Origin of the sequence: Silvanigrella aquatica, assembly GCF_001907975.1 — a bacterium.
Taxonomy (GTDB): domain Bacteria; phylum Bdellovibrionota_B; class Oligoflexia; order Silvanigrellales; family Silvanigrellaceae; genus Silvanigrella; species Silvanigrella aquatica.
The window spans coordinates 587,897-606,062 of sequence record NZ_CP017834.1; the positions used below are offsets into that span (position 1 = coordinate 587,897).

The 18,166-nt window shown below is 32.5% G+C and carries 13 protein-coding genes; 8 read left to right on the forward strand and 5 right to left on the reverse strand.

All coding sequences use genetic code 11. The features are described 5' to 3' along the window. Positions 1-75: 75 nt before the first annotated feature. From AXG55_RS02570 to AXG55_RS02580, 3 genes are all read left to right on the forward strand, one after another. Positions 76-456, forward strand: a complete 381-nt coding sequence (locus tag AXG55_RS02570; RefSeq protein WP_148696578.1) for a PilZ domain-containing protein — start codon at positions 76-78, stop codon at positions 454-456. Positions 457-491: 35 nt separating this feature from the next. After that, positions 492-1,667 (forward strand): tetratricopeptide repeat protein, encoded by a 1,176-nt coding sequence (locus AXG55_RS02575; RefSeq protein WP_148696579.1) that lies wholly within the window; start codon positions 492-494, stop codon positions 1,665-1,667. Between the two features lie 106 nt (positions 1,668-1,773). After that, entirely contained in the window at positions 1,774-3,561 is a 1,788-nt protein-coding gene (locus tag AXG55_RS02580; protein WP_233231323.1) for an FAD-binding oxidoreductase, read from the forward strand. On the opposite strand, the gene AXG55_RS02585 is transcribed toward AXG55_RS02580, so the two are convergent. Both AXG55_RS02585 and AXG55_RS02590 read right to left on the reverse strand, forming a co-directional pair. Then, the gene (locus AXG55_RS02585) at positions 3,451-4,323 is read right to left on the reverse strand and encodes an SDR family NAD(P)-dependent oxidoreductase (RefSeq protein WP_148696581.1); all 873 of its coding nucleotides are present in this window, start codon (positions 4,321-4,323) and stop codon (positions 3,451-3,453) included. The two genes, AXG55_RS02580 and AXG55_RS02585, sit on opposite strands and share 111 nt — an antisense overlap. Continuing rightward, a complete protein-coding gene (locus AXG55_RS02590; protein ID WP_148696582.1) occupies positions 4,280-5,155 on the reverse strand; it encodes a lysophospholipid acyltransferase family protein in 876 nt (291 codons plus the stop codon). Before AXG55_RS02590 ends, AXG55_RS02585 begins: the two co-directional genes overlap by 44 nt. A gap of 279 nt (positions 5,156-5,434) precedes the next feature. Between AXG55_RS02590 and AXG55_RS02595 the strand changes: the two genes are divergently transcribed. Next, the gene (locus AXG55_RS02595) at positions 5,435-7,135 is read left to right on the forward strand and encodes a ParB-like protein (protein WP_148696583.1); all 1,701 of its coding nucleotides are present in this window, start codon (positions 5,435-5,437) and stop codon (positions 7,133-7,135) included. Between the two features lie 14 nt (positions 7,136-7,149). Here the strand turns inward: AXG55_RS02595 and AXG55_RS02600 are convergent, their stop codons facing one another. Together AXG55_RS02600 and AXG55_RS02605 are read right to left on the reverse strand one after the other, a co-directional pair. Next, positions 7,150-8,640 (reverse strand): SDR family oxidoreductase, encoded by a 1,491-nt coding sequence (locus AXG55_RS02600; protein WP_148696584.1) that lies wholly within the window; start codon positions 8,638-8,640, stop codon positions 7,150-7,152. A gap of 152 nt (positions 8,641-8,792) precedes the next feature. Beyond that, entirely contained in the window at positions 8,793-9,815 is a 1,023-nt protein-coding gene (locus AXG55_RS02605; RefSeq protein WP_148696585.1) for a hypothetical protein, read from the reverse strand. Positions 9,816-10,062: 247 nt separating this feature from the next. Between AXG55_RS02605 and AXG55_RS02610 the strand changes: the two genes are divergently transcribed. The 3 genes from AXG55_RS02610 to acs are packed head-to-tail and all read left to right on the forward strand — an operon-like array spanning position 10,063 to position 15,604. Continuing rightward, positions 10,063-10,371, forward strand: coding sequence for a hypothetical protein (locus tag AXG55_RS02610; protein WP_233231324.1), 309 nt, complete (start codon positions 10,063-10,065; stop codon positions 10,369-10,371). Further along, positions 10,368-13,634: an aminotransferase class I/II-fold pyridoxal phosphate-dependent enzyme gene (locus AXG55_RS02615; RefSeq protein WP_148696587.1), complete on the forward strand. Its 3,267-nt coding sequence runs from the start codon at positions 10,368-10,370 to the stop codon at positions 13,632-13,634. Before AXG55_RS02610 ends, AXG55_RS02615 begins: the two co-directional genes overlap by 4 nt. After that, positions 13,634-15,604, forward strand: a complete 1,971-nt coding sequence (gene acs, locus AXG55_RS02620; protein WP_148696588.1) for an acetate--CoA ligase — start codon at positions 13,634-13,636, stop codon at positions 15,602-15,604. The genes AXG55_RS02615 and acs overlap by 1 nt, the downstream gene beginning before the upstream one ends. Before the next feature lie 2 nt (positions 15,605-15,606). Here the strand turns inward: acs and AXG55_RS02625 are convergent, their stop codons facing one another. Then, entirely contained in the window at positions 15,607-16,719 is a 1,113-nt protein-coding gene (locus AXG55_RS02625; protein ID WP_148696589.1) for a hybrid sensor histidine kinase/response regulator, read from the reverse strand. Between the two features lie 150 nt (positions 16,720-16,869). On the opposite strand from AXG55_RS02625, the gene AXG55_RS02630 reads away from it, so the two are divergent. Next, the gene (locus tag AXG55_RS02630; RefSeq protein WP_148696590.1) at positions 16,870-18,105 is read left to right on the forward strand and encodes a PAS domain-containing sensor histidine kinase; all 1,236 of its coding nucleotides are present in this window, start codon (positions 16,870-16,872) and stop codon (positions 18,103-18,105) included. Positions 18,106-18,166 lie beyond the last annotated feature (61 nt).

Genomic DNA, 18,166 nt, shown 5'->3' on the forward strand with positions numbered 1-18,166 from the left:
TGCTCTCTTTTTTTATATAAGTCTAATAAACGATCTTAAAATTTCGATATAGACTTATTATTAGAGGATGCTTTTATGGGATTAGATGAAAATAATGCTTCTGAGCAAAGAAATGCGGAACGTTTTAAAAGTAGTATTCCGGTCTTAATTCAAAAAAAAGGGTTAAGTGGAACATGTGAATGTACATTATTAAATATTTCTACAAACGGATTTTCAGTAAGAATAGAAAATGGTAAATTAAATATAAATGTAGGTGATGATTTTTTTTTAATAATAGATCCTAAATTATTTGATATAGAAGAATTAAATAAAATAAAAATAAACTCAATTTGTAAAAGAATAGAGTCAAATATGATTGTTGTAGGCGCAGAATTTACACATAATGTTAGAATTGTTAATGAAATGATAAAGCTTATATCGAACTATTTTGAAAAAATCAATGAAAATGATTATTGATTTTTTCATGAAATTAGTTGGAGATTTTTTTAATTATGTCTAACATACTTGAATTATCTACTGATCTTTCCTTTCTAATCATAGATGAGAGTGAGTCATTTCGTGATATTATGTCAAGTGGAATCAGAAGTCTTGGGTTTAAAAATGTAAATCAAGCTTCTTCAGCAATAGTTGCGCTTCAATTATTAAAATCAAAACCTATTCAATTTGTTATTTGTGAACTAGAAATGCCAGATTTTAATGGAATTGAATTGTTAAAAGAAATTCGAGATTCCTCTGATATCAATAGAACTGCTTTTTTAATGATTAGTAAAGATGCTAAAAGAGAAGACATTTCATTGCTTGGGGAATATGAAATTGATGGGTATTTAAAAAAACCATTTTCATTTCAGGCATTGGCGCAAAAAATACCAAACTGCATGCAAAATTATAATAATCCCAATACAGCAGAAAAATTATTTCAGGAAGCAAAATTATTTTTAAATAAGGGTGAATTAGTTGGGGCACTTGCAAAATTTGAAACGCTTTTAAGAAAATCTCCCAATTCCTGTCGCGCCCGAGTGGGGATGGCCATTTGTTATCGAAAAATGAAAAACAATCCCAAAGCAGAGTCATTATGCAAGCAAGCCATAGAAAAAAATGAATTTTTTGTGCAGTCATTTGATGAAATTGGTCGTATATATATGTCAATGAACAGAGTTCAAGATGCTGTTCATTTTTTTAAAAAAGCTGTTTCTTTAAGTCCCAATAATCCATTAAGGTTTGAAAGAATAGCAAATTTGCTTATTGAGCATGAAAGATTTAAAGAAGCAGAATCTTTTTTAGAAGAAGCCATTGGTGGTGGTGTGGTTTACATAAATATATATGAGCAATATGGAAAAACGTTATTCTACCAAAAAAAATTAGAAAAAGCAGCATTATATTTTGAAAAATCACTTAGACATGATCCAAATAATAGAAGTATTATAAATTTAATGGGAATATGCTTGAAAGATTTAAATAGGTATGAAGACGCATTAAAATATTATAATATGGCAATAAAAGCTTTTCCAACCGATGCAAAAGTGCTATTCAATAAAGGACTTTGTTACTTTGAAATGAAAAACTACGAAAAAGCAAAAAAAATGTTTGAATATATTTTAAAGTTAGATCCAGATAATCAAAAATCAATTAAAAAACTAGAAGAAATTGCAAATTTAATTCGTAAGTAAATACGATAATCATATATTGGGTTGACAATAATTCTTGAATTTGAGAATTTTCTAGGGTCTACTTATTTATTTAATTGTTCTGAACTTAAAAATGGAGATTGCTGATATGATGAAATGGTGGGGTTGGGGAGATCCGCAAAAAACATTTCCCATGGACGATAAACCTAATTTATGGAACTGGATTGGTAATAAACTTCATATTAAAGAAAATAAAAAAATATCAGAACCTGTGTTAAGGTCACAGGTCATCATTTCTCAGGCAAATATTAATGAAGATTTTTTACAAGAAATTTCAAATCAATTAGAAAAAAATCAAATTTTTATTACCGATGAGGAAAGACTTCTTCATTCCTATGGAAAATCTTATGCCGATTTATTTTATGTGAGAAAAGGAATTGTAAAAAAATCACCTGATATTGTGATATATCCAAAATCCCATGAAGAAGTCGAAGTGATTATGAAATTGGCTCATGCTCATAATGTGTGCGTGATTCCTTTTGGTGGTGGTACCAATATTGTAGGAGGCGTCGATCCCCGTGATCAAACTGTCACTTCAAAAGGGGCTCGCAGCATTGTTTCTTTAGATATGAAATTCATGAATAAAGTGATGTCATTTGATCCCCAATCTCAGACTGCCGTGATACAGGGCGGGGCTTTGGGACCCGATTTGGAAATGCAATTGGGTGAAAAAGGTTGGTCGTTAGGGCATTATCCCGATTCTTTCGAATATTCGACTTTAGGAGGTTGGCTTGCCACGCGCTCTGCGGGAATGCAATCCGATGCCTATGGAAAAATTGAAGACATGCTTGTTTCGTTAAAAATGGTGACTCCGACAGGAACTGTTGTGACGAGAACAACTCCGGCATCAAGTGCAGGCCCCGATTTAAACCGATTTATCGTTGGCTCTGAAGGAATACTTGGTGTTATTACAGAAGCGACCATGCGCATTCATAGGGCTCCTGAGGTGAAAGATTATAAAGGATTCTTATTTCCTTCCTTTGAAAAGGGTGTGGAAGCCATACGCGAATGCATCGATAAAAATTGGATTCCGAGCATGATTCGTCTGCAAGATGCTGGAGAGACACAACTGGCTTTAAATATGAAATCTCCTAAAAAAGGACTGGAAGCCATCATTCAAAAGCAAATCAAAAGATTTCTTATGGCGACAGGATATCAGAAGCCTTGCATTATGATCGTCGGATTTGAAGGGGATTTTAAAAATACCCAAACGATAGGTCAAGAAGCTGTTAAAATACTAAAGAAACACAGAGGATTTTCATTAGGAAAAAGTGTTGGAAAAACATGGTCAAAAGATAAATTTAATGTTCCTTATTTGCGCGACTATATGATGGATTATGCCGTTATGGTGGATGTTGCCGAAACAGCGGCTGTGTGGTCTAAATTATTAACTGTTTATAATAAAACAATTGAAGAAGTCACAAGTCGTTTTCAAGACGAAGGTGATGGGGCTGGGTATATTGGTTGTCATATTTCGCATACCTATAAAACAGGTGCTTGCCTTTATTTTACATATGGCGCAAAACAAACCGTTGGTAAGGAAATGGAACAATATTATAGTTACAAAAAATTAATCACAGATACCTTTTTGAAAAATGGTGCTACTTTAACTCATCATCATGCCGTTGGTTATGAGCATTCTCCTTGGATGGAAACGGAGGTTTCCGCAACAGGATTGAGAGCTTTAAAGGCTGTCAAAGATGCCTTAGATCCTAAAAATATTTGTAATCCAGGAAAAGTTCTGCCTGTTGAAGATGAAATGCGTTTAGGTGTGTTTGGAATTGACGCCCCTGAAGTTGTTCACCAAAGCAAGGCTCGAGCTAAGAAGAGAAGTGGGCAAGTGAGTCGCAATTTGAACGAAAATACGATTGGTTAATCCTGGAATAGCAATAATATCACCTTTCATAAGTGCGTTGTAACCTTGTTCCGCTACTTGTTCCGCGCTCATTCCTGTTGGTTTCGAATTCTTAATACTCTTTTTATTTGAAATTTTATGTCTTCCTACATTTGAGCGCATTCTAAATTCAGTTTGTGTGATTCCAGGACATAGTGCTGTTACTTTTATTCCATATTTTTTATTTTCAAATGCTAGCGAATTGGAAAATGACAGTAAAAAAGATTTGCACGCTCCGTAGACAGATTGAAAAGGAACAGGCGCAAAGGAATAAACTGATCCCACGTTTAAAATATATCCCGATTTTTTAGTTTGCATCATGGGAAGAACAAGTTTCGTTAAAGCTAATGTAGTGTTAATTTGGACTTGGATCATGTCTATTTCGCTGTTTAAATCTGTTTCTTCAAAGGAACCATGAATTCCAAAACCAGCATTGTTAACTAAAGCATTAATTTCTAAGTTTTCATGAATTAAAAAATCTTTAATAATTTGAATGGAATTTGATTTTGTAAGATCAACGGCACAAACATAAACTTGTGAGTTATATTTTGCTAAAAGAATTGATTTTATTTCTTGTAGTCGTTGGTTGTCCCGAGCTACAGTTACAATATCATATCCCTTGCTCGCAAAGTGATAAGATAGGGCTTGTCCGATACCACTTGAAGCTCCTGTAATGAGCGCTATCGGTTTTCTGGTTGTGTTAAAAGTCTTTGGTGCCTTGTTGATGAGTTTGGATAATATCATTGCGATTTATCACTCCTGCGCGTCTTGAATGAAAGTATTTATCTTCCTGGCTCTTAATTTCTTTAGCAATCTGCGTGACAATTTGTGAGCAACCCTCACGGCCAGAAAGTGCCGTCTTAGGAGTAACAATATTCATGGAAATATAAAAGTTTGAATTTTTTAAGGGATAGTTTGAGTAGGTTTCTTGCTTATCTCCTCTAACGTATATGCAAAGAACGCGGCACTCAGGAACGCTTTGAATAATTTTACCCACGCCATAGGTCATTTTCGAGGGGTCAAACCGTCCGCTGCGACTTCTCTTTCCTTCTGGAAAAATGGTGATAATTTCTCCTTTTAAGAGCAGTCTTTTGCAAATATTAAGAATTTCATTGTGGTGCGTTGGTGAGGCATCCCTGTGGATAAAAATACATTTGGTTAGAAAAGCAATCATTCGGTAGCGTCTTTTTTTGCCAAAAAAGTCGCCAGCAGGTAGATTCCATGAGAAGTATTTATAGTTAAATTGGTACCAATAATTAGGAGCGAGTGCCCATATAATAAGGCAAGAATCTATGAATGTGAGGTGATTGGCGCAAATAATGAGAGGGGATGGCTCTCGAATGATTTCTTGGAATTTCTTTCTAATTAATTTAGCATTTTCAATACGATATCTCAGTATGTATTTGAAAATAAATATAATAGAATAGCAAAATGGTATGAGCAGCAGAAAACTGATGACTTTTTGCAAAAGCAGTCTTTCCTCGGTGTATTTTACAAAAACCGAGGTTTTTTTGGACGAGGTGTCTTCTAAATTGATAAGGTCGGTCGAAACTTGCGAATGATCTTGATCCTGCATATTTGTATTCCCTCCCGTTAGCCTCAATTATGATATTTGAATCCCAAATCTGAGTAAATGATCCTATTCAAAAAAGAAGATTTAAATAATTAAGAGAAAAGATAAAAAATTAAAATATTAATGTTTTAATAGATTACCAAATAATATCATTGATTTGATGCTATTTAAATTTGTTCGAAAAGTGCTTGCTCTCATAATAACTATATGTTTTTTGTTATTTATGCTTCAATTGTTAAGGATTGAAAATTTGAAGTATTTTTCTTATTGAAGAGGTTGTAAGTGGCTAATAATAAAAATATAATAGTAAATATTTCGTCTTATTTTGTTTTTTCATCAATTTTTGTAAGTTGTGTATCCATAAATGAGAATAGCAAAGAGACGCATCAAAATAAACAGACTTTTTGTCTTGATATGAGTCTCAATAATCCTCAAAAATATCCTGTTTGCTCTGATAAATCTTTGGAAAATCAAATATGTGCCCTAACTTTGTCACAATTAAAACCAACTCAATTTAATTTTGGCAAAGAATATGTTGAACAAATGTATGAAAGATTTAAGCCTAGTATTGAAAATACGCAGCAGTTTTTATGCTCCAAGCCCGTGAGTATCGTGATTGGGCCTAAAGTATTACCCGGATTTTTTCTTACTGATGGTCATCATCGCATGAAAATGATTGAGCAGTTTGAAAATGAAAGCGGCAATCAGTTCACGATTCTAGTACAAGTAGCTCAAAACTTCAAAAAAAGCTCTCCAGATATGAATAAAACAGAGTTTTGGAATGTCATGCTAAGTAACAATGATGTTTATTTAAAAGATAATGGGGTTGTAAAAACAACGGAAGAACTTCCTGTTAGTTTGCAACACTTAACTAATGATCCTTACCGCTCCTTAACAGCTTTTATTGCAGATGATAGGAGTAAATTTTGCTTTGATAAATCCTTACCATCTTACGGAAATTTTGCAGAATTTTATTGGGGAGATTATTTTCGCAGTTTTGCTAATTTAGAAGAGTACAATGACTATTCTGATTATAAATTATATAAAAATAAAATCCTTTATTTTAATAATCAAAAAACAGGTAAAAGAGAAAATATTTGTAAATTGCAACAAGCAGAAAATTTACCAGGCTATACTGATAAAGATAATGAGCCTTCGTTGGTTCTCGATTATTTATATCAAGAACCTATGCCAAAAAACTTTAGGACAACAAATGATTACTTTAAAATAAATGGAATAAATAAAAAAGGATTAAAAAATTTAAATGCTTCCGGAAGTGCTCAATTTTCACAAGAGGGTTTAGAATGGATTATAAATAATACTTCTAAAAATCTCATTGTTATCGATTTAAGACAAGAATCACATGGTTTTATAAATGGCAATCCGGTGAGTTGGCTTGCTCCCTTGAATTGGGCAAATATTGATAAATCTAAAAATAATATTATTATTGATGAATCTGTTCGTTTAAAAGAATTAAATTTTCAAAAAGTAATAGAATTACCTTTGTCTCAAAACTATAAAGATGGTACTTTAGAGCAAGAAAACTTTATCAGATTTGATATCAATACAGTCTTACGAGAAGATGAAGTTGCTCAAAAATTGAGTGTGGGTTATAGGCGCTTTACGGTACGCGATCGTTTAAAACCTTCTGATGAAGAAGTGGAATCCTTTCTTAAATTTTATAAAACTTTAAATTCGGATACATGGCTTCATTTTCATTGCAAAGCAGGAAAAGGAAGAACAACAACTTTTTTAGCAATGTACGATATGTTAAAAAATGCAGATACTGTTTCTTTAGAAGATATTATTCATAGGCATGCTTCGGTGGAACCTCATACCGATCTTTTTTCAATTCAAAAAGAATATAAAAAAGATCTCTTAATTGAAAGAAAAGAGTTTTTAATCAATTTTCACAAATACGCGAAAGCTTTAAAAAAAGGATATAAGGGGTCTTGGAAAAGTTGGATAACATTAAATAGTTAAAATGAAATCATGAATTAAATGATTTCATTTTTTTTGATGCTAAGTGCTTTCATTTGAGGAAGGCACCATTGTTTTAAACCTGGAATATGAACTTCATTCCAATATTTATCCCATTGAATTTCGTTGGGGCGATAAGAGAACTCTTCTTCAAGAATATTGTACTTTAATAAATTTTCCGATTTAAATGTGTAATTATAATCATAAATAAAAGGTTTGTAAACTTTCATTATCGTGTCAATTGTTTTTGCCTTTCTTTTAATTGAGATTATAATGCTTTCAATTCCAGATTTAGCAAGAAATTTTGCTGAACTTTTATCGAGTCGTATTTTGTCAAATACAAATGTGACAGTTTTTTCTGCTTTTGTAATGCTCGATCCTGATAAAATATGTGTAGGAGTTATAAATTTTGGTTTGGGGTTAGGTAATAATAAATTCGATAATTTTTTATTTTGTGATTTTTTAAAATAATTAAATATATATTCAGTTGCAGAAGCAACAGAAAGCGGATTTATTGAAGAAGTAGAGCTTTGATAAACTTTCGAATGTTTATTAATTAACAATGCGGAGGCTGCGATAGTCAAAGCCTTTGCAACGTAATCAACAGGTATAATATCTAAATTATGGTTTGGTTTTGCCACAATGAGACGGTATCTTGTGCTTAGCATTTGAATAAAAGGGGCTGTTCCATTAAAGTCTTCATTCCAGCCAGGAAAAGGATATTTTTCAGCAGATTCCACAATACTGGGACGAAATAGGCACAATCTTTGACTTGGTATTTTGTTACTTAAAATACCTTCGCCAAGCGCTTTCGTATAAGTATAAGTATTGGGCCAGCCCAACCGTTCTGCTCTTATGGAACCAAGCTGAGTTAATTCTTTATCAGAAGCGTTGCGGGAACGTGCTGCTAAAGATTCTTGTAAAGCCCAACTGTATTCTTCTTCGGGAGAAAAATGAGTTCCATTCGGTGAAGAGGAGGAAACAATGGTTTCAGGAACGATACCATCTGCTACTCCAGCAACGTAACAGGTCGAAATATGCAATAGCTTTGCTTGTTTTGTATTCAAAATAAAATCAGCAATTTTTAAAGTGCTTCCCGTATTTGTTTTTAAAATTTGATCGAGTGGCGCGTTAAATCTTAAATCGGCAGCAAAGTTAACAACCAAATCGAGTTCTTCGGCTAATTGGGATTCTATTTTGTTACTTAGTCCTAATTTTTCACTACAAATATTTCCAGAAATAATTTCCAACTTTTTAATTTGTGAATAGTCATTTCCATATTTGTTATGAAGTTTTTTAAATACAGGGCACTGGGCATACAATTCTTCAAATCGTGTGTTTGCATTTTTTCCTTTGCTAGGTCGAATAAGCACATATGCTTTTTTAATATTTGGCAAATATTCTAAAAGCATGGAGAGCCAGACCTTGCTAATAAATCCGCTCCCTCCAATAATTAAAATTGTTTTACCTTCAAAGATACGATGAATGGAGAGATCAGATATTGTCATATGGTACCCTTTCCTGTACTCTTTTTCCTGTCAAAACAACTTAATTTAATCAAATAATTTTATTTAAAGCTTTTCTCCTTAAAATTTTACAATGTTGTAATGTTCAAGGTTGTCATATCGGAATTAGACTTTCAAGCAAATCTTCATCCTAATTAAAATTGCCAGCTTCCTCCCACGTTGACATAAGGTACCAGCCAGCGGCGCTGAGGAACACTCGCGTCTGCGTTACCTGATTGAGTAGTAGAGACTGAACTTGTTGAGAAATCAAGTCCTAAGCTCCCTAACAAAGCAAAACGTCCTGAAGACGTGCCCGATGAAGACTCATAAGATCCGTTGGCTGCAATGCGGATTCCAAAATTTTGTTCCGTTTTTTGTAAAGAAACATTGTTATAGTTAAAGGAAATATTATTTTGAACATAAAAGGGTTCTAAATGTGCGTAAGCGCGAATGGGGGCGGCTAATCCTGTTTGTTGGCTGCTCCAGTTTGCAAGTTCAAGATCGGCGGGCAAAGAAAATTGGTAAGTCGGGTATTTTTGAGAAATTCTATAAAAATAACTTGTATTGTCTGAAAAGGTACCATGATTAGGTGTTCCATTTGCAATATCAATTTGATCGTTGGTGTTTGAGTTTCCAGCAAAGTAACCAGAAAACGAAATTCCTTGTGAATAAATAGGAGTAATTGATTGGGAGTAATTCACACTTGTCGTAAAACCTTGGTTGCTAATTGTGATGCCATTATTGTTGAAGTTTATTCTACGGTAGCCAATTTGAGCATTCATGAATATTTTCTGTTCGAGATCTCTTAATATTTGGAATCCTCCAAAGACATCGAGTACATATAAAGTTCCGCTATTCCAATTGGGATCCATATATTGTCTTAGTGGAGCATAGGCCATCCCAAAAACGTCGCCACCAATGACCAAACCTTTAGTTAATCCTAAAATACAATTATCGTAGTTGCAAAAGATCTCAGCTTCTTCAGGAAATGCAGAAGGAGAGAGTCTTTGCGCGGACAAAGATTTTCCTGCTGTGTTCATAAAGGGACTAATTCCTTCGGAATAATCTTGTGCCGGAGTGTAAACAGGGCGTTGGTCATTTTGGGCATAGGATGACAGAGGGAATGAGGAGATTAGGAGTGCAAAGTTAAAGTAATTTGAAAATTGAAAACGTTTCATTTTTTCCTCTTAGAGCAAGTTAACATTAAATAAATAATATAATTTGTGATGTATGAGTTATCTCACGACACACCTGAACAAAATTGTTATACATATAATTTTTGTTTCTAACAATTATTCAATCAGATTTTATGCATTATTTTTTAAATTAAAACTAATTTTAATATCAATCTTCTTATTTGATAATATGATAAGAGTGTGGCAGAATTAACTTAAAGTCTTACTGCGCTTAATATGGAGGTTATTATTGAGTATGCTTTTTACAATTGACAATTTTATTTTACTTAATCTCCCGTCAGATATACTTGTCTATGTCATTGTTTCCTATTGGATTGTGGCAGGAGTTCTTATTCAAACATTATTTTTTACAATTGATAAATTTATGCCTGTTGGCTATTTTAGTCATACCATAGAAACTTCAATGACCAGAAGATTATTTTATTTTATAGCAGGTGGTGCCATTTTACCCATGTTTATTGCAATTATACCTGCCGTATTTATTCTATCAATCATTGGAAATTTTCTGCAGGATAAAGTAAACAGGAAAAACTTATGAAAATTGAAAATGAAATAAAAGAAAATAAGTGGTATTTTAATATAAATGAATTTTTAGCAAGTTGTAAAAAATCAACTTCACAAACATTTGAAAATTTAAAAGAGTTATTAAAATATCTTGATATACCTGAAACGCGCATCCAAGCGAGGTGCGCCTTAACTGAATTATATCATTATTTTTCAGATTTAGATCCTGAGCATGATGCCATTTCGAATTACCATTTCTCTATAGATAAATTAATTACTGATGGGAATGAGGCGAGCCCAAATACGTTACTTTTGTTGCAATTGCCGAGCATATTCACTCCCGAAGATTGGTCGTTCACTTTTTTTGAAGGATTAGCGCGTTATCCGGAATCTGAATTTCATCATAGAACTTTAGCAGAATTAGGGTGTGGCAATGGCTGGATAAGTATTGCTCTTGCTAAAAAAACCTCTCCTCAACAAATATATGGACTTGATATCAATCCTAAAGCTATTATCTGTGCAAGAATTAATTTATATTTAAATGCATTGGATAATAAAGGACAACCTTATATTGATTATGAGGGTAAATCTATACTTGATCGAGTCCAATTTTATCAATCTGATTTGCTCGAGTATTGCTTGATAAATAAAATAAAATTAGACAAAGTCATTGGATGTATACCGCAAGTATTAGCTCCCGATTCCGATCTTGTATTTGATATTATTCCTGAAAATGTTACGGATGAAGCGCTTTATGCGTTAAGTAACTATTGCTCAAAACAAGGTTACATTGAAGATCAATTTGGTTTGGGCTTAATTGCAAGAGCTGTTGAAGAGTCATTAGAAACAATGAAATCTTCGGGAAAAATCATATTGAATTTAGGTGGTCGTCCCGGTAAAGCGGTATTAGATCGTTTATTTACACGCCGTGGATTTAAAGTGACAGGCGTTTGGCAAACAAAAATTGAGCAAGCAGGAGATACAGAAATTGCGCCCCTCGTAGAAATTGAAAAAAATTCACCTTTTCGCTTTGAATTTTATATGGGCGCCAATTCATCTGAATCCATTTCGGCCAGAACGGCATATGCTTTTGTAAAAAATGGGGGGCGAATTTTTCATTCTTTGCAAGTTGTTGAAGCAGAAATGCGTGATAATCATAAAATGAAAAAACTTTTAAGGCTTCTCAAAAAGTCAGAGTATGCCGATGCCCGAAGTGGTCTCGATTTAACATATCAAGATCGCCCTTTAGTTGAAGAAAAAATATCATTTTTATCTAGATTATCAGATAAATTAAGTTCGAATCATCCTGTGGATTATGAAGATATCAGAGGAGAAAACTCCTTTAGAAGAAATATTGCAGAATACTTTCGGGCATATTGGCGCGTTCCCATTACGGCTAAAAGTGTTTTAATTGTGCCTTCTCGTGTGGCTGCAATAAAAAATATATTTTCAATTTATAATACAAAAAAAGCTATTGTAGATAAAGAATTATGTAAAGATTTGCCCCATATTTGGTTGCAAAATGATATGGATTTAAAATCTGAAAAAATATCCGTATTAGAGGCACCAAAGCAAACTGAGTTGGTTTGTAAATTAATTGCAACATTAGAGCCTGATCTGGTTGTTTGTTCATTAAATGAATTTGAAATAAGAGGACAAGACTCTATTCTCAGACTCATTGAAATTACCGAAAAATATGGGACAAGACTTATCATTGATTTTAGTAATGTTTTTGATTTGTCGAGCTCTCCAAAATTAAATGGAATATTTGAATATATTTCAGAGCAACCATTACCATCTCATGTTGCTCTTATGTGTGGATTGATTAATAATAGAATATATTCTGATCTTGAAGTTACGTTTTTACTGAGTGAGAATGAATCTTTTATCAATGCCTTTTGTTATGCGGCTGAGCTGACTTACAGTCGCACATCAGTAATTTTACAAGAATATTACAATACTATTTTATTCGATTTATTAAGTTTCCATGTTAAAAATAACAAGCGAGGTTTGTCACAAAATTTACGACTTCCTACTTTGGAAAGTTTGCCTTTTCAAGATAAGTTTCCTGAATTTTCATCTCATTGTAAAAAATCCTTTACCCACCCCGCCATTCAAAATTCTCATCATGATATCGATAGTAAAACAGTGCGCTTAGATTATGGTGAAAATTGTTTTCCTACCCCTAACTTTTTAAAAGCATCTATTGTAGAGAGTTTTGTGAGGCAAAATATTTCATCATCAGAAATTAATTTAGAAGAAGAAATATCAATTTGTCTAAAAAATAGGTTTGGGTTTCAAGTCGAAAATAAAAGTCATATTTTAGTAGCAAATGGCGTTTCATCACTTTTTGCAAATATTTGTGAATATTGTGCAATAAATAATTATACTATTTTATTTCCAACCGGAAATTATGGTTTTTTTGAAGCAACGGCCTTATTTTATGGGACGCCTCTTCTTTCTCTAAAAACAAATTCAGAAAATAGTTTTAAAATATCTGCCGAACAATTAAGTGATATTTTAACAAGAGAATCAAAAAATGTATGGGTATTTTTTAACTCTCCTATTGTAAATCCTACGGGAGCGAAATACACATTAAAAGAAGTAACAGAAATTTTTAAAGTAGTTGAAAAAAACAATGCGACAATTATTTTGGATACAATATTTTCTGAATTAGATTTTAATAAAAATTTTAATTTAATAAATATTTATGACATTATTAAAAATAAAACTCCAAAGTTAAAATTTTTAGTGCTTGGAGGATTGTCTAAAGAATTATCGGCTGGTGGATTAAGAATTGGATTTGGATATTCAGATCATATTCAAATCCAGTCTGCCATGAAATGGGGAGTTCAATATCATTTACCCTCTACAATGCGTTATGCTACTCGTAAGATATTTGCGATGATTAATAGTCAAGAAAAAGAAATTTTAAATCATTACACGGAACAAAGTCATTTTTTAAAAATGCGAGCCGAAAAATTATGCCATGTATTATCAACTCACGGTTGGGAGCCTCTAGAATCGCAAGGAGGGCTCTTTGTTGTTGCAGCGCCAACAAAAATAGTAGGCAAAAAAATTCAATTTTTAAAATCGAACGAAGAAATTACAATGTTAATAACAAATAATAATGTGCATGAAGCATTGTTTAATAAAACGAAATTACTGATCAATGGATGCGAATGGACAGGAATTCCTGGATACTGTCGATTTGTACTTTCAGTAACAAATGAAGATTTTGAACGTGCCATCGATAAATTAAAGACATTTTGGAGCGCTTTAATGAGGGAGGATTAATGTCAAATAAAGGCTCATTAGAAGTTTCCATAGATTCTGTTTTACATGAAAATCGAAAATTCCATCCCAATAAAGAATTTGCTAAAAATTATATCCTTAAAGATTTAAATGTTTATAAAAAATTATATCAAAGCTCTATTAAAAATCCCAAAGCATTTTGGGAAAAAATGGCAATACAGAATATCGTTTTTTTTAAAAAATGGCGTACTGTTTTTAAATGGAAAGATTATAAGGCAGAATGGTTTACCGGTGGCACTTTAAATGTTTCTTTCAATTGTATAGATAGACATTTAATTACAGAGCGAAAAAACAAAGCAGCTCTCATTTGGGAAGGCGAGCCTGGAGAGACGAGAACAATAACATATCAACAACTTTATTCTGAAGTTTCTCGTTGTGCGAACATGTTAAAAAGTTTGGGATTAAAGGCAGGAGACAAAGCCGCTATTTATATGCCCCTTATTCCCGAAGCTGTCATAGCGATGCTTGCTTGTGCGCGTATTGGTGTCGTGCACACAGTTGTCTTTGGCGGATTTAGCAGCAACTCTTTGCGTGATCGTATTCAAGATTCAAATTGCAAGCTACTTATTACCGCAGATGGTGGTTTTCGCAAAGGAACATCAGTAAAAATGAAAGATATGGCCGATGAGGCTTGTAAAGAAACTCCTACGATAAAAAATGTTGTTGTCGTAAAAAGGACGGGTGAAAAAGTAAATATGAAGCTAGGCAGAGATGTCTGGTGGCACGAATTAATTGTGAATGAATCAAATCAATGTGAAGCTATTCCTCTTCCTTCGGAGCATCCTTTATTTATATTATATACAAGTGGGACAACAGGAAAGCCTAAGGGATTATTGCATACAACGGCGGGCTATCTTCTGGGCACGACAGTAACAACAAAATATTTATTTGATATTAAAGATACAGATATATATTGGTGCACTGCTGATGTGGGATGGATTACGGGACATAGTTACGTTGTTTATGGACTTTTAAGCAATGGTGCTACTGTATTTATGTATGAAGGAGCTCCGACATATCCCGAAGCCGACAGATTTTGGAAAATGATTGCTGCTCATCGCATCACAATTCTTTACACAGCACCAACTGCGATCCGTTCCTTTATTCGATTAGGTAACGAAGGGCCTTTAAAACATGATTTGTCGAGCTTAAGGTTACTGGGCACAGTAGGAGAACCTATAAATCCAGAGGCTTGGATTTGGTATCATGAAGTTATAGGCAAGAAAAAATGTCCTATTATCGACACGTGGTGGCAAACGGAAACAGGTGCCATTATGATTTCTCCTTTTCCTGGAATCACTTCTACTAAGCCAGGGAGTGCTACGCTACCTTTTTTCGGAGTGGAGCCTGCTATTTTAAATAAAGATGGGACTCCTGCTAAAGGAACAAAGGGAGGGTATTTATGTATCAAAAAACCTTGGCCTCATATGGCAAGAACAATTTATGGTGATCATGAGCGTTTTAAAAAAACATATTGGAAAGAAATTGATGGTGTTTACTTTACTGGTGATGGCGCTCATCAGGATCGAGATGGATATTATTGGATAATGGGTCGTGTTGATGATGTGATTAATGTTAGTGGTCACAGATTAGGTACCATGGAAATAGAAAGTGCTGCTGTGCAACATCCCAGTATTGCAGAGTGTGCCGTTGTGGGAAGACCCGATCCGATTCGGGGTCAAGGAATTGTTGCATTTGTTACTTTAAAAAAATCGGTTGCTGTAAATGAAGGATTAAAAGATGATATATCAAAATTTATAACACATGAAATTGGAAACTTAGCGCGTCCTGACGAAATTCGTTTTACAGAAGCTCTTCCAAAAACTAGAAGTGGAAAAATTATGCGACGCTTGCTGCGTGAACTTGCAACGACAGGAACTATCAAAGGAGATACAACCACTCTCGAGGATTTTTCTGTTCTTGAAAAATTGAGAGAAAAAGATGAGGAATAAATTTAAATCTTAAAATTGAGAACAAATCTCGTATTTTCAGAATTATCATCATATTCAATGGTGCCCTCATGAAGCTCCATTAATTTTTTGCATATGCTCAGGCCTACGCCTATTCCTTTATCTCGATTTTTAGTTGTTTGGAATGGTTTCATTAAAAAAGGAATAATTTCTTTTTTAATTCCATTTCCACTGTCAGTAAAAGAGATTTGAATATTATTTTCTTCTTTTATGACATCAATTTTAATCCATTTGTCTTCAGATTCTTTTTCATCTAGAGCTTCAAATGAATTTTTAATAATATTTATAAAAACTTGAATAAGATATTCTGGAAAACATGGAATTTCAATATCTTTATCGCAAGTTATAAAGCATTTAATATTGTTTAATTTAATATAATCTTCAAGTAAATACATAGAGTTTTCTAATATAAAAAATAAATTAGCATTCTCTTTCTTTAAGTTTCTATTGTTGGGGTATGCTAATGTTTTTATACTCTTAATTATTTTAGAAATAATTCCGGAGTATTTATATATTTTATCTGAAATATTTAAAGCTTTTATTTTAAGTTCATTATTTGGATTTGTAGTCAAATCCTCTTCGAGGTATTTTTTTAATATAAAAGATGATGTTGATATAAAAGCAATGTGATTATTAATATTATGAATGATTCCGGCTGATAATTCAGATAGCATAGCCATTTGTTCACTATGAAAAATTTCATTATCTTTTATCGAATTAATATCAGAATAAAGTTCTTTATTTTTGAGAAATTTTTTTGTAGCACCTAAAATATCACCAACATTAAATGGTTTATTAAAAAGAGCATCCACTCCCATGGCATAGGCTTCTTCCAATGACATTTCAGAATAACCACTCATAAAAACAATAATAGGATAATAGTTATCCATATTTTTAAGGTCATTAATGAATTCAATTCCATCTAAAATAGGCATTTTCATGTCGGTAATAACAACATCGGGAGTGCTATTTTGACAAATATTTAGAGCTTCTTTACCATTTGCCGCTGTTAATGTCTCAAAGCCTTCTTTCTTATAGCGGTATGATAAAAATTCGCATACTAAGGGCTCGTCGTCCACTATGAGAACTGATGGCATAACTGAACTCCAGGTTAATAAATTTATAAAGAAATTATATTTCTAATACTTCTTCGGTTTATATTTCTAATCGTGTAGCAAAAATTAATTTCTTAAAGGTTTTTTATTATTGGCACGAAAATATTAATCTAAAATATCTTGGAAAAAGGTATGAAAATGGAAGATTTTATTTTTATTAATAATATGTTAAAATTTTGTCAAGAGTATAAATATATTTTATTGATTTTTTCCTTAGCAATTTTAGCGCTGTTCATTGTTATTAAAAACAAAAAAAGAAAAAAAACTATTCAAAATCAAGAGCTTAGTTTTGATGATGAAATTAAAAGTCGAGATTTGCTATATGAAACATTTGATTGTATTTGGGAAACAGATAAATTTATGAATTTAAAATATATAAGTCCTAGTATTTATCAAAAATTGGGATTATCTAAATCTAATTTTAAAATAACAAAATTGGATGATATTTTTGCGCGAGGAACTCCTGAAGAACTAAAAATACAATTACGAGCTATGATGAGTCGTCAAAAATCATTTAAAAACCTCGAGATTGTTTCTCAAACTTCAAATGGAGAATATAAATGGTTCAAGGCAAATGCCATAGCAAAATATAATGAAAATGAAATATTTGAAGGTTTTGTGGGCGCCTTATTAGATGAAACAAATGTAAAAAGAAAACAAAATGAAGAGTATATTAGTAATAATTTAAAAAGTTTATCACGTATCTCTGGTTCTATAGCGCATGAAATTAATAATCCACTTGCATATATATTATTAAGTATTGATTCTCTTACAAGCCATGCTGAAAAAATGGATGATCGAAATCGATCGATAATTATTGAACATCTGACTGAGATGAAAAAGAAAAGCTTAAAGATATCAAAAATAGTAACAAAACTTCAAGGTGTTTCTTTGCATGGCTCTGAGGCTAAAAGAGTTAAATGTAAGCTTTCAGAAATTATTGATATGGCAATTCGCTATTGTGAATATGAATTGAGTACTCTTAAAATTAAATATAATGTTGAAATCGAAAATAGTGAAAAATATGTTCTAGTTAAAAAAGAAGAAATATATAAAGCTCTTGTAAATCTTATTCATAATTCTATTGAAGCAACTGAAAAAATTGATGCCCCTTGGATTCATATTGATCTAAAAAATGATATTGACGGAAATGTCATATTATCTATCATGGACAATGGTGAAGGTATTCCCTTTGAAAAACGAGCTAGTATTTTTGAACCATTTTATACGAGTCATGATTTTAAAAATATTGGCTTGGGTTTAACTCAATCATTTCATTTTGTTGAAAGAAGTGGAGGGGCTCTCAGCCTCGATTTGAATGCCAAACACACTAAGTTTTCCATGAGTTTTAAAGCACTAGAAAATTAAAATGATTATATTTATAAAATTTTGTTTGACAGCTCTTAAGGGCTCAATTATAGTCACTTTG

Bases quoted from the DNA above. Each gene is read 5' to 3' on its own strand.
- AXG55_RS02615 (WP_148696587.1), top strand. From the start codon at position 10,368: ATGAAAATTGAAAATGAAATAAAAGAAAATAAGTGGTATTTTAATATA.
- AXG55_RS02580 (WP_233231323.1), top strand. From the start codon at position 1,774: ATGATGAAATGGTGGGGTTGGGGAGATCCGCAAAAAACATTTCCCATG.
- acs (WP_148696588.1), top strand. From the start codon at position 13,634: ATGTCAAATAAAGGCTCATTAGAAGTTTCCATAGATTCTGTTTTACAT.
- AXG55_RS02600 (WP_148696584.1), bottom strand. From the start codon at position 8,640: ATGACAATATCTGATCTCTCCATTCATCGTATCTTTGAAGGTAAAACA.
- AXG55_RS02605 (WP_148696585.1), bottom strand. From the start codon at position 9,815: ATGAAACGTTTTCAATTTTCAAATTACTTTAACTTTGCACTCCTAATC.
- AXG55_RS02570 (WP_148696578.1), top strand. From the start codon at position 76: ATGGGATTAGATGAAAATAATGCTTCTGAGCAAAGAAATGCGGAACGT.
- AXG55_RS02585 (WP_148696581.1), bottom strand. From the start codon at position 4,323: ATGATATTATCCAAACTCATCAACAAGGCACCAAAGACTTTTAACACA.
- AXG55_RS02625 (WP_148696589.1), bottom strand. From the start codon at position 16,719: ATGCCATCAGTTCTCATAGTGGACGACGAGCCCTTAGTATGCGAATTT.
- AXG55_RS02575 (WP_148696579.1), top strand. From the start codon at position 492: ATGTCTAACATACTTGAATTATCTACTGATCTTTCCTTTCTAATCATA.
- AXG55_RS02590 (WP_148696582.1), bottom strand. From the start codon at position 5,155: ATGCAGGATCAAGATCATTCGCAAGTTTCGACCGACCTTATCAATTTA.
- AXG55_RS02630 (WP_148696590.1), top strand. From the start codon at position 16,870: ATGAAAATGGAAGATTTTATTTTTATTAATAATATGTTAAAATTTTGT.